Raw genomic sequence first — 20231 nt, 5'->3', positions numbered from 1 at the left:
TGTCATTTTAAAAACAACTGAAATACTCCACTCTCCCAATGCCCCATGCCCCATGCCCAATGCCCCATTCCCCATTCTCAAAAGAAGTTTGCCAATGACTGAATTAGCGCCAATCATTCAATTAGGCAATCCAACATTGCGCCAAAAAGCTGTTTGGGTTGAGAACATTCAAGACGAGGATATCCAAAAACTCATTGAAGACTTAATTGCCACTGTTGCTAAAGCTAACGGTGTGGGAATTGCTGCACCTCAACTAGCACAATCTTATCGTTTATTTATTGTGGCTTCTCATCCCAATGCCAGATATCCCAACGCGCCAGAAATGGAACCTACTGCAATGATTAATCCCCAAATCATTGCTCATTCAACTGAAGTTGTCAAAGATTGGGAAGGTTGTTTAAGTGTTCCAGGAATTAGGGGGTTAGTTCCTCGATATAAATCTATTGAAGTCGAATACACCGACTCTCAAGGCAATTTACAAAAGCAAGAATTAACCGATTTTATCGCTCGGATTTTTCAACACGAGTACGATCATCTCGAAGGCATCGTATTTGTTGATCGCCTAGAAAACACTCTCGATATGATTACCGAGCAGGAATATCAAGAACGAGTAGTTAACAAATGAAAAACTCCACTCACAAGGGGATGGAGTTTTTGGGCATGGGGAACAGGGCATTGGGCATGGGGAAGAAGTTACCAATGCCCAATGCCCAATGCCCAATTTATTTAAGCGTGTGTTTCGCAAACTTGCTCATCGCGCCACAATTGATATAGCCGTGTCGCTGGCATTGTCATATACAAAACATCAGCAACACTGAGGTTAGTTTCTAATAAATCCCAGCCGTGAAATGTTTGCTGGTTTTTTTCTACGTACAAAGGCACGCAATCAGTAGACATAGCTACATCTTTCACCCACTGACCACAAAAAGCGTGTGAAGGTGTAATCACAGTTGCAAAAGCTACCCAAAGACTATCGGCTGTGATGCCATTACCAAGGATGCGCCCTCCTAGCGCAGCAGCAGCAAAAGCTGGGGCTGCTAGTTCAGCCGGACTCAGTACGGCCTCGAAGCCAAATAGCTGTTGCGCTATGCCGGCAAAATCGGGATCGCCATAGTGAACAATCACCGGAATGCTGGGTGTCAAGCCTTTGGCTTTAAGGGCAATTTCTAGATTGGTAGCATCATTGCTAGTAACAGCAAGCACTGCGGCAGCAGAATCTATATTGCTGGCTTTAAGTATTGTGCGAAAGCTGGCATCGCCCTGAATGACTGGAATACCGAGTTCGCGGGCGGTGTTTACATATTTGTTATTGCAGTCAGGTTCAACTACTACAACTTCATGTCCACTGGCATGGAGTTGCTGGATAATTCTCACCCCAATACCGCTCAAGCCACAGACAATGTAGTGATATCTCTGGGGAATTCTGGCTGCATCCCAAAATTGCTTAAAGCGGCTTCCTAAGACAAAATCGGTGAGCATTGCATACCAAATACCAATCACCACTGCTCCAACTAGCATCATTACAACAGTAAATAACTTAATACTGTTAGGAGCATTTTCTACTACTTTGTCATTACCACCTGCTCCTGTAATCATGCCTACAGAAAAATATAAGGCATCGACAGGAGACAAGCTCAACTCAGCCGACATATAGGTGAGTGTAGCGATCGCAATAACTGCCAATAGTACAACAGCACCCATTAATACCGATCGCCCGTGTTCCTGAAACTGCCTAAAATTGGTGAGGACTTTCAGCAGTTTTTTAATTACCGATCTTCGGGGGGAACGGATGCGGGGTTGTGTACCAACAATTAAGCGATCGCCTACTTGGATCTCTTGTCCAGATATAACAGCTGACACCAAATCCATCTCACCTTTTACTGGCAAGTAATAAATTAGCATCCGCGATCGATCTTCCCACAATTCACTCAGCTTTAGACCATTCCAGAAGTGGTTTTCATCAATGTATTCTTCGTGAATTGGCCAAGTTTGCTGAAATAATTTGATTTGTCCGATCGCTCGGTTTCCCAGTGCTGCAAAGGTGAATACGGGTGCTGCTAATCCGACAACACTCATACTCAAATGGTCTGGCAAACTTTGATCTAGGCGCTCCCCTAAATTTGTATTATAAAAACGGTTGATAATCCGAATCTGGGGATTCAGCACCCGCGCTTGCATCATAATAGACAAATTCAGGGCATCTTTAGATCCGGCAATGACTAAAGTATCTGCCTGCTGAATTCCTGCTGCTGTTAGGGTAGAAGCTGCTTGTAAATCCCCAACAATCACATCTCCTGCCGTTTCGCCAGGGATAGATTGGTGATGAATGCCAACAACGAAGGCCCCCTGATGTCTCAGCAAACGAAAGGTTTTATATCCGGTACGTCCTAAGCCACAAACAATAATTCTGGGTTTCATGAAACGGCAGCATCTTTTATAGTTAGGGCTGCATTTCTAGTTATTCATCAATATTGTTGCTTATTTTGCTGGAATATAACTGTAGCTGACAACACGGTTGTTTTTAATTGGGGATTTCCAACAAATAAATTACCCAATCTTGTGGGGTGGGCCGAAAAGCCACTGGTGTCAACTTAAGCTCAAAGCTTTGTCCCACAGCCATTTTACCCCCCTTAATCCCCCCGATATATTGGGGGGAAACAAGAAATCCGGTTCCCTCCCCTTTATAAGGGGAGGGTTAGGGTGGGGTAACGCGGATCGTAATGAGTGGTGAGTGAACTCAATATTCAGTTTTTACAAGGGTTTCACGTTAAGTTGACACCAATGGCATCTTGCCCGCTCATATACAAAGGCGGGCAAGATGCCCACCCCACAATAAATAGTTGGATATTTTTTTATTTGGAAGTCCCTTGCAGTCTGAAAGTTTGAGAAGTCTTGGGCAAGAGTGAGTTATATTCCTGATGAATTCGTCAACAGTCTCATTCCATTCGCTTGGGTTTCATCTGACACCAATGCACATCTGTGCGCCTCTACTAACGTACTCACAAAAATTAATAAACATCTAAAACCAAGGCTATGTAAAGCTTGTAACAAATAAATCTGGCAGGGGCTATATAACAAAGCCGCCTGCCAGGAAGGTATAGTATATTCCGGCCATGTTTGATTAGATTAGCGCTTATTTATCAAAAATAATTGCGTATCCCCAAATAGAATAACTAAATACTTTGGAAAATACAGTTAAGAAAAGTTATCAAATAGGTTAATTTCCAATTAAAACCAATAATTTCGTAAATTGGGAATGGGGAATGGGGAATGGGAAAGAGTTTTATTTACGGCCAATGCCCAATGCTCAATGCTCAATTCCCAATGCCCCATAATATAAGAAAGCGCTTCACACTTCTTAAACAATCAGCTTTATTAAAACAATGGCGAGAGACTTACGGGGATTCATTAAAATTCTGGAAGATAAGGGACAATTACGGCGGATTTCCGCTTTAGTTGACCCAGAATTAGAAATTGCTGAGATTTCTAACCGGATGCTGCAAAAAGGTGGCCCGGGCTTGTTGTTTGAAAACGTTAAAGGCGCTTCCTTCCCTGTGGCGGTGAATTTGATGGGAACTGTGGAAAGGATTTGCTGGGCGATGAATATGCAGCGTCCAGAGGAGTTGGAAACTCTGGGGAAAAAACTAAGTATGCTGCAACAGCCAAAACCACCTAAGAAGATTTCCCAGGCGATAGATTTTGGAAAAGTACTGTTTGATGTGCTGAAGGCAAAACCAGGACGGGACTTTTTCCCCGCTTGTCAGCAAGTTGTGGTTCAAGGTAATGATTTAGATTTAAATAAGTTGCCTTTGATACGTCCTTATATTGGTGATGCTGGCAAGATTATTACGCTGGGACTGGTAATTACTAAAGATTGTGAGACGGGTACACCAAATGTAGGTGTGTATCGCTTGCAACTCCAATCTAAAAACACGATGACGGTTCACTGGTTATCGGTGCGAGGTGGAGCAAGGCATTTGCGAAAAGCAGCCGAACGTGGGAAGAAATTAGAAGTTGCGATCGCACTTGGTGTAGATCCTCTAATTATTATGGCAGCTGCTACACCCATCCCTGTAGATTTATCAGAATGGCTGTTTGCTGGACTATACGGGGGTTCTGGTGTGCAGTTGGCAAAGTGTAAAACTGTTGATTTGGAAGTTCCCGCAGATTCGGAATTTGTCTTGGAAGGAACGATTACACCAGGGGAAGTTTTGCCAGATGGGCCCTTTGGCGATCACATGGGTTATTACGGCGGCGTGGAAGATTCGCCATTGGTACGCTTTGAGTGTATGACGCACCGAAAAAATCCGATTTACTTAACAACATTTAGCGGTCGTCCACCGAAAGAAGAAGCGATGATGGCGATCGCGCTAAATCGCATCTATACGCCCATACTGCGCCAACAAGTATCTGAAATTGTCGATTTCTTCCTGCCAATGGAAGCCTTGAGTTATAAAGCAGCGATTATTTCCATTGATAAAGCATATCCCGGACAAGCGCGACGGGCAGCTTTAGCATTTTGGAGTGCTTTACCGCAATTTACATATACCAAATTTGTAATTGTTGTGGATAAAGACATAAATATTCGCGATCCGCGTCAAGTTGTGTGGGCGATTAGTTCTAAAGTTGACCCAGTGCGGGATGTATTTATTTTGCCGAATACACCTTTTGATACATTGGATTTTGCTAGTGAAAAAATTGGCTTAGGTGGACGCATGGGAATTGATGCGACTACAAAGATTCCGCCAGAAACAGATCATGAATGGGGTTCGCCTTTAGAATCTGACCCAGATGTGGCGGCGATGGTAGAGAGACGATGGGCAGAGTATGGTTTGGCAGAGTTGCAGTTAGGAGAAGTAGACCCAAATTTGTTTGGCTATGATATGAGATAACGTGTAGTTGACATAGAGTTGACATAGATCAGTTGTAGGGGCAATTTATGAATTGCCCCTACAAAGTGGGTCTATTTACGATCAATGAATGATTAATAAAAACCTGAAATAACGTATTTACGTTGATGCACAACATGATTATTTTGTACAGTGCGTAAGTCCCATAATATAGCGTTTCTTAATCATACGAGTTACATCATAGCCCCCTCCTCGCTTGCGGGGAGGGGGTTGGGGGTGGGGTTCAGTACCTACTCAACTGAGAACCGCTATAGTATTTTCACGCTGAAAAATTAAAGGAGACTGTGACAACTACACTACACTGGCAAGAGCGGGTTGGTAATCAAAGGGATTGGGTTTGGCGGGGCTGGCAAACTCGCTATACTTACATTCGCGCCGCCCAAAATAACCATAAGACAACACCCTTGATTTTGTTACATGGCTTTGGTGCTTCTATTGGTCATTGGCGACATAATTTAGAAGTGTTGGCTGAAAATCACACTGTTTACGCCATCGATATGCTGGGTTTCGGTGCTTCAGAAAAAGCCGCAGCTAATTACAGCATCGAACTCTGGGTTGAACAGGTTTATGACTTTTGGAAAACATTTATCCGTCAACCAGCAATATTAATCGGTAATTCTAACGGTTCGCTGATTTCTATGGCTGCCGCAGCCACTCACCCCGATATGGTGCTGGGTATGGTGATGATGAGTTTACCCGACCCTTCACTAGAGCAAGAAGCAATCCCGCCTGTGCTGCAACCACTTGTCAGAGCAATTAAAAATATTGTTGCTTCGCCGTTGATTCTGAAACCTTTGTTTAACTTCGTGCGCCGTCCAGGGGTGCTGCGTCGCTGGGCAAGTCTTGCTTACGCTAACCCAGAGGCGATTACCGATGAACTCATAGATATTTTAGCTGGCCCTCCCCAAGACAGAGGTTCGGCGAGGGCTTTTAGTGCTTTATTCAAAGCTACGATCGGAGTTAACTTTAGTCCCAGTGTCAAGACAGTATTACCAACCTTAACAATTCCGATGTTGTTAATTTGGGGACAAAAGGATCGGTTTGTTCCTCCAGCCTTGGCTAATCGATTCGCCCAGTACAACCAAATGTTGGAAGTGCTGAATTTAGAAGACGTGGGTCATTGTCCCCATGATGAATGCCCCGAACTAGTTAACCAAGCTATTTTAGATTGGATTGAGAGATGGGTTAGCGTAGGCGTAGCCCGCCAACCTTTGCTTAGGAATAAGAATTAAATAACATACAGTTTATGTCCCTTGCTTACCTCACCCTCAATCCCTCTCCTTTACAAGGAGAGGGAAGCTAGAGACAGGATGAAGTTTTGCATTTTATTTAATCTACGTTCCTTACTTCCTAAATATTATGCAACGAGAATTATCCAATGGGAGCGTAGGCGTAGCCCGCCGTAGGCATCGCACCAGCCAATACCTTTACCACTATTGTGATTAATGCCTAGCCAATGGTGGCTTGATCCGTGTTAACATCTGTAGCACCATTCACAGAACCAGCTACAGAAACCATCTGATCGAGAATTTCTTGACTGGGAACTTTACCTTTCAACACCACAGTGCTACCAGTTTGAGCAACCCAGAGGGTATCAACATCATCCAATTGATCATCTTGATCGAAGGCCAACGCTACCCGCTTTGCCAACCCACTTTGGTCATATTCGCCACTCAATCCCAGACGTTCTGGGGGGATGGATTCAGTCTCAACATTACTACTAGTATCTGGCGCTATTGACTGTGGAGTAGGATTTACTTCTGCATTTTCAGGTTTTTCCATTCCAAATAATCTTTGTAACCAACCCATACAAACTTTTCTCCTATTAAAGGTTTATCAAATCTGACTATAAAAGCTTTACAAAAATGCCGCATCTACCAAGGAAGAGAGATCCATTCAATAAAATTCTTCTTTGGAGGATAATTTCTGCCCAATTTATCTCAAGAGAATGCAATGAATGTAACTATATGAGTTTACAATGAAAGGTCGCACTGATAATTAGTGCAATAGTACGTTAGTCCAGAAATCAACATACATTTTACAAAATGTCAAGAGCTTAAAACTCAAAGAATTTTGAATTTTGAATGAGTGAATTCTGCAAAACAGTACTAATGTTTGCGTTACTCAATTCCTGCTCTAGCCTCTATTGGCGAAGATGAAACATACCCTTTCAGTTCTTGTAGAAGATGAGGCGGGTGTACTTTCCCGCATTTCTGGTTTATTCGCCCGTCGTGGTTTTAATATTGAAAGCCTTGCTGTTGGCCCTGCTGAACAGGGAGGTGTCTCCCGAATTACAATGGTTGTACCTGGTGACGATCGCGTGATCGAGCAACTCACCAAGCAACTATACAAGTTAGTCAATGTCTTAAAGGTACAGGATATTACCGAAATCCCTTGCGTAGAGAGGGAATTGATGCTTTTGAAGGTGAATGCTAGTACCAGCAATCGCTCAGAAGTGATCGAACTGTCTCAGATTTTCCGGGCGCGAGTCGTGGATGTGGCGGAAGATTCTCTCACCTTAGAAGTTGTGGGAGATCCTGGTAAAATGGTAGCGATCGTGCAAGTGTTGCAAAAATTTGGTTTGAAAGAAATCGCGCGCACTGGCAAAATTGCCCTGACTCGTGAATCGGGTGTGAATACCGAATTACTCAAGTCTTTGGAAGCAAAAGTTTAAGTAGATCGGTGCAATTAAAGCTAAATGGCAAAGGCTCTCCTTTGTCATTAGTGAGGGCTTTAAGGTTGTTTGCGTTTTATAACATAATAAGTTGGTTTATTTTTACCAACTTAGTTAGGAATAAGAATTAAATAACATACAGTTTATATCTCCGGCTTACCTCACCCTCAATCCCTCTCCTTATAAAGGAGAGGGAAGCTAGAGACAGGATAAAGTTTTACATTTTATTTAATCCACGTTCCTTAGTTGGGAACTTAGTTGACACTCTCAGCACTAAAGTGACTGAGAGTGTCAAAGCGTTTCCTGTACTTATAGCAACCGACAAGGCGGTTGCTATAAGTACAGAAGTAGACTACTTTGCCTGAATTGGTGTTAGGGCTACACCTTGATAATAATGTCCCAAAATTTGCAGGTGATTTACTCCTTGCCGAGCCAGATTGTACGCTCCCCACTGACTCATACCTAAAGCATGGCCGTAGCCAAGCCCTTGAAGTACAAAACTACCATCAGCTCCCTTGGTAACGGTAAACCGGGTACTTTTTAGTCTCAGGGCTGTTCTCACTTCCTCGCCCTGTAGCACCTTTGTGCCCTTGTTACCGACAATTTTTAAGACTTTAACACTGCGGAAAGGTGAGTATGCCTCTGGAGTCATCGCCGTCACACTGCCCACTCCAGGAAATTTAGCGCTAATTTCACTGGGCGAGAAGGTTTTTACCCAGTTACACTCCTTGATATTTTGATCGTAGTCTTGAACAGCCCGCAGATAAGGCTCGCTGCTTCCCCAAACATCTTCTACGTTTTCGGTGTGTCCTCCAGAACAAGCGTGGAAGACTGAGAGAATAATTCGGTTTTTGTAAGTTAGTACTTGCCCTAGTGTGGAATCTACTGCGGCGTAAGTAGCAGGAGCTTCACTGATGACACCTTTGTAAATTTGCCAACGATCGGGGGTATTGCCTAAATCAAAAACGGGATTATTCCGTTGTTTTTCTCGTTCGTAAAGAGCATAAGTGCGGGCTGCGATCGCTTGGGCTTTTAGAGCTTCTTGGGGCCAGCTAGCATCCATTTCGCCACCGAGAACACTGTAGAGATATTCTTGATCGTCAACCCAATTAACAGCCGTTAAGCCTTTTTCTGTGGGAACAACCAGAGTTCTACCACGATACCAGCGATCGCCAATATAAACGAATCCTTTACCTGTTGGCTCAATCCAAAATAAACCAGACTGCCACTTATCTAAAGCAACTCCCCCAGGAATCGCTTGGGCATAATATGCACTCATTGCTGGCAACTGTCCCAGAGTCCGCCCGGTACTATCTTTGACGATCCCAGTAGTGGAACTGCCCACTTTTACCTGATTAACGCCCCTCTCAATTGCCACGCGCAGAATTACAGACGCTTGGGCGGGGGCAACCAAAGCAATCCATAAGAGGACACTTACCCACCAATGACGTACTTTAATCTGGGAAAATAAAGAGCCTAAGTAAAGTTGGAATTTCATACCGATCATCTAATCACACTAGTATCTAATTGACGCTCTGGATTATCGCGTCTACTACTTTAAGATGAGACAGTTCTCCAACGCAGGAGGTTGCCACCTCCTACTAATTATGCATTTTGCTTTAGCTATCAGGTAGAAATCTTCAATCGAAAATTTAAAATTCGGTGAAGGAGTCAGTGATTTTACCCTTGAGCAACTGTTGTTAGCAGTAATGTTACTGGCAATTTTTAACCTTTTTTTCACGAACTTACACCCGTCAATGTGTCAATATTTGGTTCGTGGACTACTAGTTTATCCCTAGTTTTCTCACCTTTCAACAAAAAAGGTACACCGGAATTTATAAAGTAAATATGTAATTAGTTATTTTTCAGTAAAAATACGGATCTATTAAGCAAGTTGCTGCATTTATAGTGGTTATACTGAGACTAATTTCTAATAAATTTTTCGGGCAACATAAACAGACTCTTGAACCATATTTTAGTATGAGATATAGTTCTAATTTTGCGATCTGAGATTTTATTTTGGGGTTTAGTGTTACTATTCATAAACTCTTTTGATGATTATTTAAAATTAATCCTTCGCAGCGCTAAACTATACTATCTTAGTATGAAATATAGTTCCAATTTTGCGATCTGAGATTTTAGTTTTGGGTTTAGTGTTACTATTCATAAACTCTTTTTATAATTATCTAAAATTAATTCTTCGCAGCGCTATAACTAAGTAATTTAGAAAGGAAATAATTAATTTATGTCTGAGCAAAAGTTTGTTCTCACTTTTGATGGTGTGAATGATCGTGTTGAATTGTCTAAAGGGTTTCCCTCTATTGAAAAGGCAATCACCATCGAATTTTGGGCTAAAGGAGAAAATAGTCTCCCACAACCAACCAGTATTTTATGGGCTTATGACGCTCAAAATACCCGTATTTTAAATATTCATTTGCCTTGGGGTGGTAATATTTATTGGGATGCGGGTAATCAAACTGGGTACGATCGCATTGAAAAACCTGTCCAACTTACTGATTACAATATCTGGACTCATTGGGCTTTTGTTAAAGATGCTGTCACCGGGCAAATGTACATTTATCAAAATGGCAAACTCTGGCATCAAGGCGGTGGACAAAACAGATCCTTAAGCCCAATTCAAAAATTTGTCATCGGTTCAGGACCCAATGCTGCTTACCCTTGGAAAGGCTCTCTTGCGGAATTTCGGATTTGGAATCAAGCCCGCACTCAATTAGAAATTGAACAGCAGATGAATCGCCGTCTAGTAGGTAGTGAACGAGGATTAGTTGGTTATTTTCCTTTAAATGGAGATGTCAACGATCGCACTACTGCTGCTAACAATGGCAAACTTTACAAAACAACTTGGACGGAAGCAGAAATTCCTATCAAGCTGGAAACTCAGCAGCAATCTGTTCTCTCCTTTGATGGCAAAGACGACTATATTTCCTGTGGTAAGGGGCAAAGCTCTGACAAGGGGCTGAGATTTCTCAATCTGACTCAAACACTGACCTTGGAAGCCTGGGTCAATTTAGGCTCCTACCAAGGTGGTGCGATTTTTACCAAGCAATATAATCCCGGCGAAGCAGACAAACCAGGTCAACCTCCTTTGGATAAGGCGGCCATTTTCTATGGCCTCTTCGTTGAGGAAAGTACAAAACTACCGAAGTTTATCTACTCCACAAAGGATAAATCTAATGTGGTTTTCGGGGGAACTACCAAGACAGAGATTGCCCTTGAAAAGTGGTATCACTTGGCTGCGGTTGTCAGTAACCAGCAGGTCGAACTGTTTGTCAATGGACAGTCTCAAGGTGCAAGCAAAATCGAAGGGGCGATTGCCGACAACTCCGATGCAGACTTATTGATTGGCAAACGTCATGTCGATAATTCCTACTTTACAGGTCAACTGGCAGAACTCCGCATCTGGAACATCCCTCGCACCACAGCCGAAATCCAAGCCAATATGTCTCGCCGTTTAGAGTCCATTGAACCAGGATTGGTTGGATATTGGTTACTAGAAAAGGGTTCAGGGGAAATAGCCTACGATTCTTGTTTTTCTGACAGCTTTGGCATGATTGCGGGCGCGACTTGGAGCAAATCTAAGTTGCCGATGGCGATTCTCAGCCGCAAAGAAAAATTTAGCTATGCAGGCAAAATTGGTGATATTCGTGCCTTAGACGCTTTTAAACCACTTCCATCTGAAGTACACCCATCGGCACGCTGGCTAGCTAACTTCTATCAATCAGCCTACGGTTTGGGAGGAGCAACCAAGGATGTCTTAGTACGGCAAGTCTTGATGGAAAATGGCGGCGACCTTACGAAAATTCCCGCCAAACTGCCAGCTAAACAAATTGCGACTGCGCCGGAAAACCTGACACGTCTGCGTCCCGACAAATACAGTGATGAATTTTTTGTAGAACGCCGTCTCAATGGCTTCAATCCCGGTCAACTGAAGCGAGTGCAAAACCAGCCCTGGCAATATGTCATCCGCTATGACATGGGTGGCATTCAAAAAATTGATAACCACGGCATTTTGCCCAAATTGATTGAAGCTCGCTTCTGTTTAGAAGGGCAACAACTAACCCCCCATTCCATCGAATACACCCTCTTCGGTGAAACCCAACTCCAAACCCAACGCCCCGGCGATCAAGACTGGGAATGGGCGAAAAAACTGTTCCGTTGTACCGAATTTCTATATCACGAAACGGGAATACATCTGGGTCGTCTTCACCTGAATATCGATCAGTATGCAATGGCGTTTTACCGCAACGTCATCAACAATCCCATTCAAAAGTTACTCGAACCCCATCTTGAAATTGTCCTGAATATGAATACACGGGGTGTATTTGCCATTCTGGGATACAAGGATAAAGATGGCAAGGATGTAGACGGTGCTGTTACCTTCCTCTCCTGTGTGGATGTTGACAATATGTATGTCCTGATTCGCCAGGAATTGAGTAATATGACATATCGCAATGGCAACCCGCGATCGCAATTTCTCCCCGATTACGTTACCAACAACCACTTTGATCGCAGTGCATCCACGATGTGGCGGATCATTACTGACTATGTGAGTCGGTTCTTTGCCAACAACCGTGCAAGCATTCAAAGTTACTGGTCAGAAATTGTTGGTATGTCTGAAGACCTCAGCGCCAACAGCATCCTGAAAAAAGAATTAGGAACTCTCGATATCAAAACCATGCAAGACCTCCAGGATTTGTGTGTTTATGTAATCTATAACAGCACTTTCTACCACTCCTGGGTCAATAACAAGCAATTTGAAGATGGTGGCGACGTTGATTATGTAACCATGAGTGCGTGGAAAGACACCGACCCTCTACTGGCGGCCAGACACGCTAAACAGATATTGTCCATGCAAAACCTGACATCGGTTCGTTGCAACTTGATTATGGATGTTGGTTCTGCTGAACTCAAGGATGCAATCTGGAAACAACGCGCTCAAATTGAACCAGGACTTCCTCTAGACAAACTGATGATGAGTATCAGCATTTAGCAGACTTCTTGCGTAATTCCAAAAATCTCGCTTTTTTAAGGATTTACGCGAAATATCTCTCAAACTCTGATTTCTCCGCGCCCTCCGCGCCTCTGCGGTTCGTTATTCCGTAACTCATGCGTAAAGGAATAATCGAAAAAACCCGATTTAAGCGATCGCATCGAATCCATTTTCTATCCAGATTTTAGAGGTATTAAACATGACTGTTTATGAGCAAAGAAAGGCAAATCAAGAAAAATTCATCTACGCATCAAACATACCCACCTTTGATGTCACCAAACCCCTTCCCCCCACTGTGCTACCAAGCACCAAATGGCAGTACAACTTTAAGGTCAGCTTGTACGGTCTAGGCGGAGTTCGTCAGATCCTCGCTGCCCCTAACCTCAAAAGTGGGGGAACTGAGCTTAATACTATCTCCTACCTGACACCCAATCTCACCCGTCTGCGTCCCGATAAATTTAGTGATGAATTTTTTGTAGAGCGTCGTTTAAACGGTTTCAGTCCGGGTAAGCTGAAGCGAGTGGAAAATCAGCCCTGGCAGTATGCTATTCGTTACGATTTTAGTGGTGTGAGCGTTGATGCCAACGGGATTTTACCCCAATTCATTGAAGCCCGTTTCTGTCTAGATGGACAACAACTTCATGTCCACTCCATTGAATTTATCCTCCACGGAGAGACTGAGATCCAAAATCTTACTCCCCGCGATCAAAATTGGGAATGGGCAAAAAAACTTTTCCGTTCTGCCGAGTTTGTGCTGCACGAAACTGTGGCTCATTTAGGTAGTACTCACCTGAACATCGATCAATATGCAATGGCGTACTACCGGAATGTAGTCAATAACCCGATTATTGAATTGTTAGAGCCACATTTTGAAGGCTTGCTATCGATTAATCAGCAGGGTTTAAGCGAATTAGTCGGTTCAGAAGCTAAAGAGGGTGTTGTTCCCCAATTAACCGCCCTAAATTTTCAAGATACTCAAAAAATTCTGGTAGAAGCATTGAAAACCCTTACCTATCGCAATTGGAGTCCGCGATCGCACACACTGCCCGATTATGTCGCCAATAATCACTATGACCGAGCAGCGATCGCTTTCTGGCAGATTATCAATAAGTATGTTAAAGACTTTTTTGATCAAAATCAAGCTGGTATTCAACAATACTGGTCTGAAATTGAAGCCATGTCTAAGGATTTAGCCGCTCACTCCATTCTCAAACCGGAGTTGGGAACATTAGACATTAAAACCCTCCAAGACCTGCGTCAAATGTGCGTTTATGTCATCTATATCAGCACCTTCCAGCATTCTTGGGTGAATCACAAGCAGTATGATGATGGCGGGGACATTGAGTATGCGACCTTGGGTATGTGGAAAGAGAATGACGCGATGACGGCTGCTAGAAATGGCAGACAGCTATCAACCACCTTGAATCTTACCTCAGTTCGCCATAACCCGATCATGGGCGTGGATCATCCTGTTGCTAACAAGCTCAAAGAAGCACTCTGGGAAAATCGGAAAGAAATTGAACCAGGAATTGCGATCGACACAATTCTGATGAGTATCAGTATTTAAGTGGGTCGGTGCAATTAAAGCTAACTAGCAAAGTCCTTCATTTGTAAGAGTTTCAGGTGTATTTAGCTTTCGTAATAGTAAGTTGGTTTATTCTTGCCAACACTCACTTCCTATGACGATCCGCGTTACCCCACCCTAACCCTCCCCTTATAAAGGGGATAAAGGGGAGGGAACCGGATTTCCTGTTTCCCCTTCTTCCTTTGTATCAAACAGCACAACAGCAAAACTTATAAAGGGGAGGGAACCGGATTTCCTGTTTCCCTTTCTTCCTTTGTATCAAACAGCACAACAGCAAAACTTATAAAGGGGAGGGAACCGGATTTCCTGTTTCCCCCCTTTATAAGGGGGGATTAAGGGGGGTAAAACGGCTGTGGGATAAAGCTTTGAGCTTAAGTTGACACCAATGGCTTTTCGGCCCACCCCACAAGATTGGATAATTTATTTCTTGGAGTCCTCTTATTGTCAGTCTGAAAATTCACTGATTTCCCTTTCATTTACTTCAAAAAACACACAAATTCTACTGGCCAAAGTATCAAACCTATTCTCGACAAAACAGTACACAATATGGTAGTTAATTTAGAATCCGACTCTACTGCCGTGCAGCTTGGCGATGTGCTTAAGTATGGCGACACCATCTATTTACAGCACATGAACGGCGACTATGTGACTCAATTTAGTAAGGGCAAAACTAGTCGATATCATTGGCCAAAACTAGGCAAGAATAAAAAGCTCGGCAAGAATAAAAAGCTAGTCGAGTCTAACAATGTAAAGTTGCAAATTATCGGAGATTCAACAGGTGAGCTAACTGATGGTGCAGTGATCCGACTGAAATCCACAGAATCGTTGCCGAACGAGCACAATGTCTTGGGTTCCTGGGTAGATAGCCATGATTGTTACTATTGGAGCGATAATTTCCACACTAAAAAGCAGAGTTGGGAAATCAAAAAACGCGATCGCAGTGTTGACAACAAAATTCGTCAGGGAGACGATGTTTATCTGACTAACCTCCACTACAAAAATCAACGACTGGCTCGATGTACTCGCTACGATGGCTATATTTCTACGGCTCCCTATGCTAATGAGTGGTGGCAGTTACAATCGGAAGTTGAACAAGAAGAGAGTAATATCACTTCCGAAGGCACTTTTCTAGAAAGTGTGTTTGAGCCGAACACTCGCAGCTTTAGTAAGGGAAATTTAGCTTATTTGGCTTATTTTGCCGAAGCAGCTTACAGTACCCCACAAGAGAGTAAGGCTAAACTAGAAAAACTGGGTTTCAAGATCAATGGTCATGAACATTATCTGGAATTTCCCGACACTGACACCGAAGGTCTGATGGTTGGTGATGATGAAAAAATCATTATTGCCTTCCGGGGGACTGAAAATTTGACGGATTGGATGACCAATATCAAACTGCTCAAAGCCGCCTGGAAAGTAGGAATGGTTCATTCAGGCTTCTATCAATCTCTTGAGTCTCTCTGGCCCGATGCGATCGCTCGTCTGGAAAGTCTGCGTAACAATAACCAGCCCATCTGGATAACGGGACATAGCTTAGGTGGGGCATTGGCGACCTTGACGGGTGCAACTCTCGATCAACAGATGCCAGAATATGAAATAGCCGGGATTTATACCTTTGGGCAACCCAGAGTAGGCGATCAAATTTTTGCTCAATCCTTGGATAAGGGGATGAAAGAGCGTTTCTTTAGAGCGGTGAACAATAATGATATAGTTCCTCGTATTCCGAGCATGAAGTTTAGTCATGTCGGAAAGCTATTATATTTCGATTCTGATGGCAATTTGCGTGAGAATATGCTACTTTCCTGGTTGAATTGGACAGCCTGGTGGGATCGTTTGAGGGGCTACTATAAGAGTACTGTCAATTTAGAGTTGGAGTCTGACAGTGTTGGCGATCACCGCATGGGTGACTATCGCCGGTTAGCGATGCGTCAGCTTGACAATAAATAACACAGTTTTTTGCTTCATCCGATCGCATTTAAAAACCATTCAAAATAGGACGCGGGGAAATTAGTCTTCGCGTCTTCTTCAGTCTAAGATACCAACACCTTTTGATAATTATTCACATCATTAGCGATAATTCCAATTAAATTCAACTTACTCAAAATTTCTGTAGCTTGAGTCAGTTCAGTTCGAGTCACTTTACCCATACGTTCTACCATCACAATCCCATTGCAAAAAGATGCCACAATTCTGGCATCAACCGTACCTAAAATAGACGGAGCATCTATCAGTACCAAATCATAACTTTGCTCAAACAACTCTATTAGTTCTTTCATTCGTTGAGAACTGAGCAACTTTACCGTGTCTTCTGGTTCTGGCCCAGCAGTCAAAATATCAATTGAAGGATGAATCGGCTGAATATAATCTTTAAAATGAGTAGTTGTCTCATCAACTAATAACAAAGATAGTCCCCAGTCGTTGGATAATTCCAGAATTTTGTGCAGACTAGGATTGTGCAAATTAGCATCAATAACTAATACTCGTCGATGCATTCGGTTAGCACTAGCCACAAGCCCTAATACTAAAGTTGTTTTGCCTTCCCCTGGTAGTGCTGAAGTAAACATCAATGACTTGAAAGGTAAGGGATATTTTAATATTTGAATATTTTGGTAGATCATATCCAGCGTTTCATGGACTGGCAATTTAGTACTCACTTCTATGACAGGGGAATCCGATCTTCGTCGTCCATTCCAAGGCAGCCCCAGCCGTTGCTTTTTGACACCACTCGATGGAAGTTTTGGTACCGATCCCAGTACACGTAAGTTTGTCAGTTTCTTGATATCTCCCACACAATAAACACCGTCATTAAACTTTTCCCAAATCAGGGCTGCTAAGATACCTAAAATCGGCCCAATTACCGCTCCCCCAACCAAAAGTAATAATCTGTTTTTGCCCTTATAAGTACCCACAGTAGGTTCTGCCAAAACTTGCCAGTTATATCCTTCCTGAGCAATTTTCAGCCCTAAAGACTGTTGTGTTTGTAGCAATTGATCGAGGGTTTTACGACTACTTTCTGCCTTTGGCAGTAGACGATTATACTCTGCTATTAAGCTTGGGTATTTGTTTAGCTCAGAACGGAGTCGCTGTTCTGACTCGGCTAAATTCTTCTCATTAGCAGTTAGTCCTAAAACAGTTGTCTGCACTAGAATAAACTCGTCTATTAGCGTTGGATCAACCCCTACCATTTGTCCTTTTAAAAGCGGTTCTTCCTTACTGCTAGTAGTAATAGATTTCACTTCTTGTCGTAATAGCGACAATTGACTTTGGCGTTGCTGCTTTAGTTTTTGTACCGATGGGTAATCGTCTGTATAGCGCAGTCGCTCCTTGTCCAATGCTAGTTCAGTCTTTTGAACTTCACTCAATAATGTTTGATAGTGGCTTGACTTATTTAAACGAGAAGAAATTAGTTCATTCTGTTGAGAAGAAGACGCTATTTGTTGCTCTAGATTATCGTAGCGAGCGTTTGCATCTTGAAGGTTGGCACGAGCGGTTTGTAGTTGGTTTTGAATATCGGCTAGAGATTCTAGTAGGATTTTACTTTGGACTTCGGGATCGAGTAATTTATGTTTTTTGCGAAATTGTTCCAAATTCTTATCAGCTTTACTCACCTCTTTTTTTATCTCAGGTAGACGAGCATTTACAAAAGCTAGTCCATGATTAAGGCGTTCTTTTTGTTGTTCTTTATTGTAGTTTTGATAGACTTTTTGTAGAGCTTGAAGGAATTTTTGGGCTTTGATTGGATCTCGATCATTGAAAGAAACTTTAAATACTTGACTAAAAACTTTATTAGCTCCTATACCTCCCTCTTCTGGAGTTACTTCTAGAGGTGCTTCTTTGTGCTGTCTTATTTGACCGCTAATATCCTCTAAGGTAATATCAGGATAATCAGAATGAACTAAATTTACAGCTTTCTGGAGAAGTTTAGAACTCAGCAGAAGTTTCATCTGAGTCGTGGAATCAACAATCTGAGAACTAGAATAATTAACCTGAGTATCTACCCCGACTGGGATATTATTTGATTGTTCCCCTTGAGCCAAATTGGAATTTACCAATATCTGCATATTGCTCTGATAAGTGGGTTTGGTAATGACAGCCAAGAAGCTAGCAGCTGACATAACTACGCAGGAAACCCCGAAGATCAGAAAGCGTCGGCGAAGCAAAATAGTAGATAGTTGTCTGATGTCAACTGTGCTTTGTGCTGAATTAGTAACCTGTTGCTCTTGATGCAGACTAATCTTAGCCACTATCAAACTCCTCTAATATCGAAACACTATATTTATTTGGAAGATTTATGAGAAATGTTTTTTACATTTATAACCGCAATAGCATACTTAACTATTCTTCCAAGGATGACAAGCTCACTTGGCAAAATTTTATGCCAACTGGCGCTTTCATGTTCATCAATTCATGCATATAGTTTCTTAATCAGTGTTGGAAGAATGAATTTTTAATAAATATTTCATTTCAGGAATAAAAATCTTGACGAAAAATTAATTATTTTTTCTAAGTATTGAAGTAGGAAATTATCTAGTTTACAACAATACCATATATTATATGAAAGTTCTTTTGATAACTTCTAATCTACAAAACAGATTCAGATACATCAGATTGCAACTTGGTGAGGTACAGATCATCGTAGGGGCACAACATGTTGTGCCCCTACCCGTGTACTTCATATTACCCGCAATACGCTGTAAATATTTAACCCATACTATTTGTATATTTTTTATCCACTTAGCTAACCGTAAATTGTTGGTTAATTATTTGACTTCATCGTAAAATCAAACTAGTGTCTATTTGCTGGACGTTATGACATTTTCTTGGCAGTGCGATCGCTATCTGTAACATCTGCACTATTAACAAGAGTGTAAACAAAGGCACTGGATTAGGATTAGCGATCGCTGTCAATTCTACTTTAAATAAGGGTACTGAGTTTGTGATTACGCTCCCAGTCAAAGACAATTGTTGAGACAGGCAAAGGATTACTCACATCTAGCACCGGGTTTGATGCGTTACGCTGTCGCTAACACATCCTACGTATATTTTCAGAAATCAAACCGGATTCCTATAGGCGTTCAATTTAAACGCTTACCTTAGTTAACTCTACTTCTCGTCGTCTGGGTACTTCATGAATCATGAAATCATAAGCCATGTCAGTACGGGGAAAAATAGCACGGGCTTCCTTGAGGAGATCCTTCAACTCCAAGGTATTTCCGGGAGCATAGCGGGGGCTGAAATGACTCATAATCAGTCGATGCGCCCCAGCAGCTAAAGCTGTTTGTGCTGCCATTGTGGTTGTGGAATGCAAGCGTTGAAAAGCCATATCTGCATCTTGATGGGCAAAGGTTGCTTCATGAATTAATACATCTGCATCATGAGCTAATTCCACTGCACCATCACAATAAATGGTGTCTGTACAATAGGCAATTTTCCGGCCAATTTCTGTAGGGCCGCATAATTGAGTACCATCAATCACTCGTCCGTCGTCAAGGGTAACAGTTTCACCGCGCTTGAGTTGACCGTAAATGCGACCAGAAGGAATTTCCAAGGCTTTGGCTTTTTCCACATCAAAGCGTCCTGTCCGGTCTTTTTCGGCTACGCGGTAGCCGAAAGCTGTAATCCGATGATGCAAGTTACCACAGCTAACGGTGAAGTCATTGTCTTCATAAATTACCCCTGGACGGATCGCGTGAACTTTAATTGGGTAAGAAAAGTGTGTGTAGGAGTAACGAGAGGCGGATTGAATGTAATCATTTAATCCAGGTGGCCCATAGATATCAATTCGTTCCACATTCCCAGCCAAACCGCAAGTAGCAAGAAGTCCCATCAAGCCAAAGATGTGATCGCCGTGCATGTGGGTGATAAAAATTCGGGAGAGTTGACTAATTTTCAGTTCACTCCGCATAATTTGATGTTGGGTGCCTTCGCCACAGTCGAATAACCACAGTTCCGCCCTTTGGGGTAATCTCAGAGCGACACTAGAAACATTGCGCGATCGCGTGGGTACACCGGAACTTGTCCCTAAGAATGTTATCTGCACAGTGTTCTTTAGTC

General features: G+C 42.6%; 14 protein-coding genes. 8 read left to right on the top strand and 6 right to left on the bottom strand.

Annotated features, from left to right (window positions below):
- Positions 1 to 94 precede the first annotated feature (94 nt).
- Positions 95 to 625, top strand: coding sequence for a peptide deformylase (gene def, locus V7K98_RS06005; RefSeq protein ID WP_335020001.1), 531 nt, complete (start codon positions 95 to 97; stop codon positions 623 to 625).
- Entirely contained in the window at positions 622 to 774 is a 153-nt protein-coding gene (locus V7K98_RS06000) for a hypothetical protein (protein WP_335019908.1), read from the top strand. The genes def and V7K98_RS06000 overlap by 4 nt, the downstream gene beginning before the upstream one ends.
- Here V7K98_RS06000 and V7K98_RS05995 read toward each other — a convergent pair.
- The gene (locus V7K98_RS05995) at positions 727 to 2418 is read right to left on the bottom strand and encodes an NAD-binding protein (RefSeq protein WP_335019907.1); all 1692 of its coding nucleotides are present in this window, start codon (positions 2416 to 2418) and stop codon (positions 727 to 729) included. The genes V7K98_RS06000 and V7K98_RS05995 overlap by 48 nt on opposite strands.
- Positions 2419 to 3383: 965 nt before the next feature.
- Between V7K98_RS05995 and V7K98_RS05990 the strand changes: the two genes are divergently transcribed.
- Positions 3384 to 4892: a UbiD family decarboxylase gene (locus V7K98_RS05990; RefSeq protein WP_335019906.1), complete on the top strand. Its 1509-nt coding sequence runs from the start codon at positions 3384 to 3386 to the stop codon at positions 4890 to 4892.
- Between the two features lie 302 nt (positions 4893 to 5194).
- Entirely contained in the window at positions 5195 to 6142 is a 948-nt protein-coding gene (locus V7K98_RS05985) for an alpha/beta fold hydrolase (RefSeq protein ID WP_335019905.1), read from the top strand.
- A gap of 217 nt (positions 6143 to 6359) precedes the next feature.
- Here the strand turns inward: V7K98_RS05985 and V7K98_RS05980 are convergent, their stop codons facing one another.
- Positions 6360 to 6719 carry a phospholipid-binding protein gene (locus V7K98_RS05980; RefSeq protein ID WP_335019904.1) on the bottom strand — a complete coding sequence of 120 codons (360 nt, stop codon included), beginning with the start codon at positions 6717 to 6719 and terminating at the stop codon, positions 6360 to 6362.
- Between the two features lie 346 nt (positions 6720 to 7065).
- Here V7K98_RS05980 and ilvN point away from each other — a divergent pair, with 346 nt between their 5' ends.
- Complete coding sequence (ilvN, locus tag V7K98_RS05975; RefSeq protein WP_335019903.1) at positions 7066 to 7584, top strand: acetolactate synthase small subunit; 519 nt, start codon at positions 7066 to 7068, stop codon at positions 7582 to 7584.
- Positions 7585 to 7936: 352 nt separating this feature from the next.
- On the opposite strand, the gene V7K98_RS05970 is transcribed toward ilvN, so the two are convergent.
- Positions 7937 to 9082 (bottom strand): SpoIID/LytB domain-containing protein, encoded by a 1146-nt coding sequence (locus V7K98_RS05970; RefSeq protein ID WP_335019902.1) that lies wholly within the window; start codon positions 9080 to 9082, stop codon positions 7937 to 7939.
- A gap of 747 nt (positions 9083 to 9829) precedes the next feature.
- Here V7K98_RS05970 and V7K98_RS05965 point away from each other — a divergent pair.
- From V7K98_RS05965 to V7K98_RS05955, 3 genes are all read left to right on the top strand, one after another.
- On the top strand, positions 9830 to 12595 hold the full coding sequence (locus V7K98_RS05965) for a LamG domain-containing protein (RefSeq protein WP_335019901.1): 2766 nt from the start codon (positions 9830 to 9832) through the stop codon (positions 12593 to 12595).
- A 199-nt stretch (positions 12596 to 12794) separates the two neighbouring features.
- Positions 12795 to 14162, top strand: coding sequence for a lipoxygenase family protein (locus V7K98_RS05960; RefSeq protein WP_335019900.1), 1368 nt, complete (start codon positions 12795 to 12797; stop codon positions 14160 to 14162).
- A gap of 564 nt (positions 14163 to 14726) precedes the next feature.
- Positions 14727 to 16124, top strand: coding sequence for a lipase family protein (locus V7K98_RS05955; protein WP_335019899.1), 1398 nt, complete (start codon positions 14727 to 14729; stop codon positions 16122 to 16124).
- An 83-nt stretch (positions 16125 to 16207) separates the two neighbouring features.
- On the opposite strand, the gene V7K98_RS05950 is transcribed toward V7K98_RS05955, so the two are convergent.
- From V7K98_RS05950 to V7K98_RS05940, 3 genes are all read right to left on the bottom strand, one after another.
- The gene (locus tag V7K98_RS05950) at positions 16208 to 18421 is read right to left on the bottom strand and encodes a GumC family protein (protein WP_335019898.1); all 2214 of its coding nucleotides are present in this window, start codon (positions 18419 to 18421) and stop codon (positions 16208 to 16210) included.
- A 526-nt stretch (positions 18422 to 18947) separates the two neighbouring features.
- Positions 18948 to 19133: a hypothetical protein gene (locus V7K98_RS05945; RefSeq protein ID WP_335019897.1), complete on the bottom strand. Its 186-nt coding sequence runs from the start codon at positions 19131 to 19133 to the stop codon at positions 18948 to 18950.
- Between the two features lie 124 nt (positions 19134 to 19257).
- Complete coding sequence (locus tag V7K98_RS05940) at positions 19258 to 20217, bottom strand: ribonuclease Z (RefSeq protein ID WP_335019896.1); 960 nt, start codon at positions 20215 to 20217, stop codon at positions 19258 to 19260.
- Between the last annotated feature and the right edge of the window lie 14 nt (positions 20218 to 20231).

This window comes from Nostoc sp., from assembly GCF_036917435.1.
Lineage (GTDB): Bacteria > Cyanobacteriota > Cyanobacteriia > Cyanobacteriales > Nostocaceae > Nostoc.
Note: the sequence above shows the minus strand (reverse complement) of the source record. Positions and strands in the feature narration are given on the sequence as shown.

Excerpts from the sequence above, each read along its gene's own strand:
- V7K98_RS05960 (WP_335019900.1), top strand. The coding sequence starts at position 12,795 with ATGACTGTTTATGAGCAAAGAAAGGCAAATCAAGAAAAATTCATCTAC.
- V7K98_RS05980 (WP_335019904.1), bottom strand. The coding sequence starts at position 6,719 with ATGGGTTGGTTACAAAGATTATTTGGAATGGAAAAACCTGAAAATGCA.
- V7K98_RS05990 (WP_335019906.1), top strand. The coding sequence starts at position 3,384 with ATGGCGAGAGACTTACGGGGATTCATTAAAATTCTGGAAGATAAGGGA.
- ilvN (WP_335019903.1), top strand. The coding sequence starts at position 7,066 with ATGAAACATACCCTTTCAGTTCTTGTAGAAGATGAGGCGGGTGTACTT.
- V7K98_RS06000 (WP_335019908.1), top strand. The coding sequence starts at position 622 with ATGAAAAACTCCACTCACAAGGGGATGGAGTTTTTGGGCATGGGGAAC.
- V7K98_RS05995 (WP_335019907.1), bottom strand. The coding sequence starts at position 2,418 with ATGAAACCCAGAATTATTGTTTGTGGCTTAGGACGTACCGGATATAAA.
- V7K98_RS05965 (WP_335019901.1), top strand. The coding sequence starts at position 9,830 with ATGTCTGAGCAAAAGTTTGTTCTCACTTTTGATGGTGTGAATGATCGT.
- V7K98_RS05955 (WP_335019899.1), top strand. The coding sequence starts at position 14,727 with ATGGTAGTTAATTTAGAATCCGACTCTACTGCCGTGCAGCTTGGCGAT.
- V7K98_RS05970 (WP_335019902.1), bottom strand. The coding sequence starts at position 9,082 with ATGAAATTCCAACTTTACTTAGGCTCTTTATTTTCCCAGATTAAAGTA.
- def (WP_335020001.1), top strand. The coding sequence starts at position 95 with ATGACTGAATTAGCGCCAATCATTCAATTAGGCAATCCAACATTGCGC.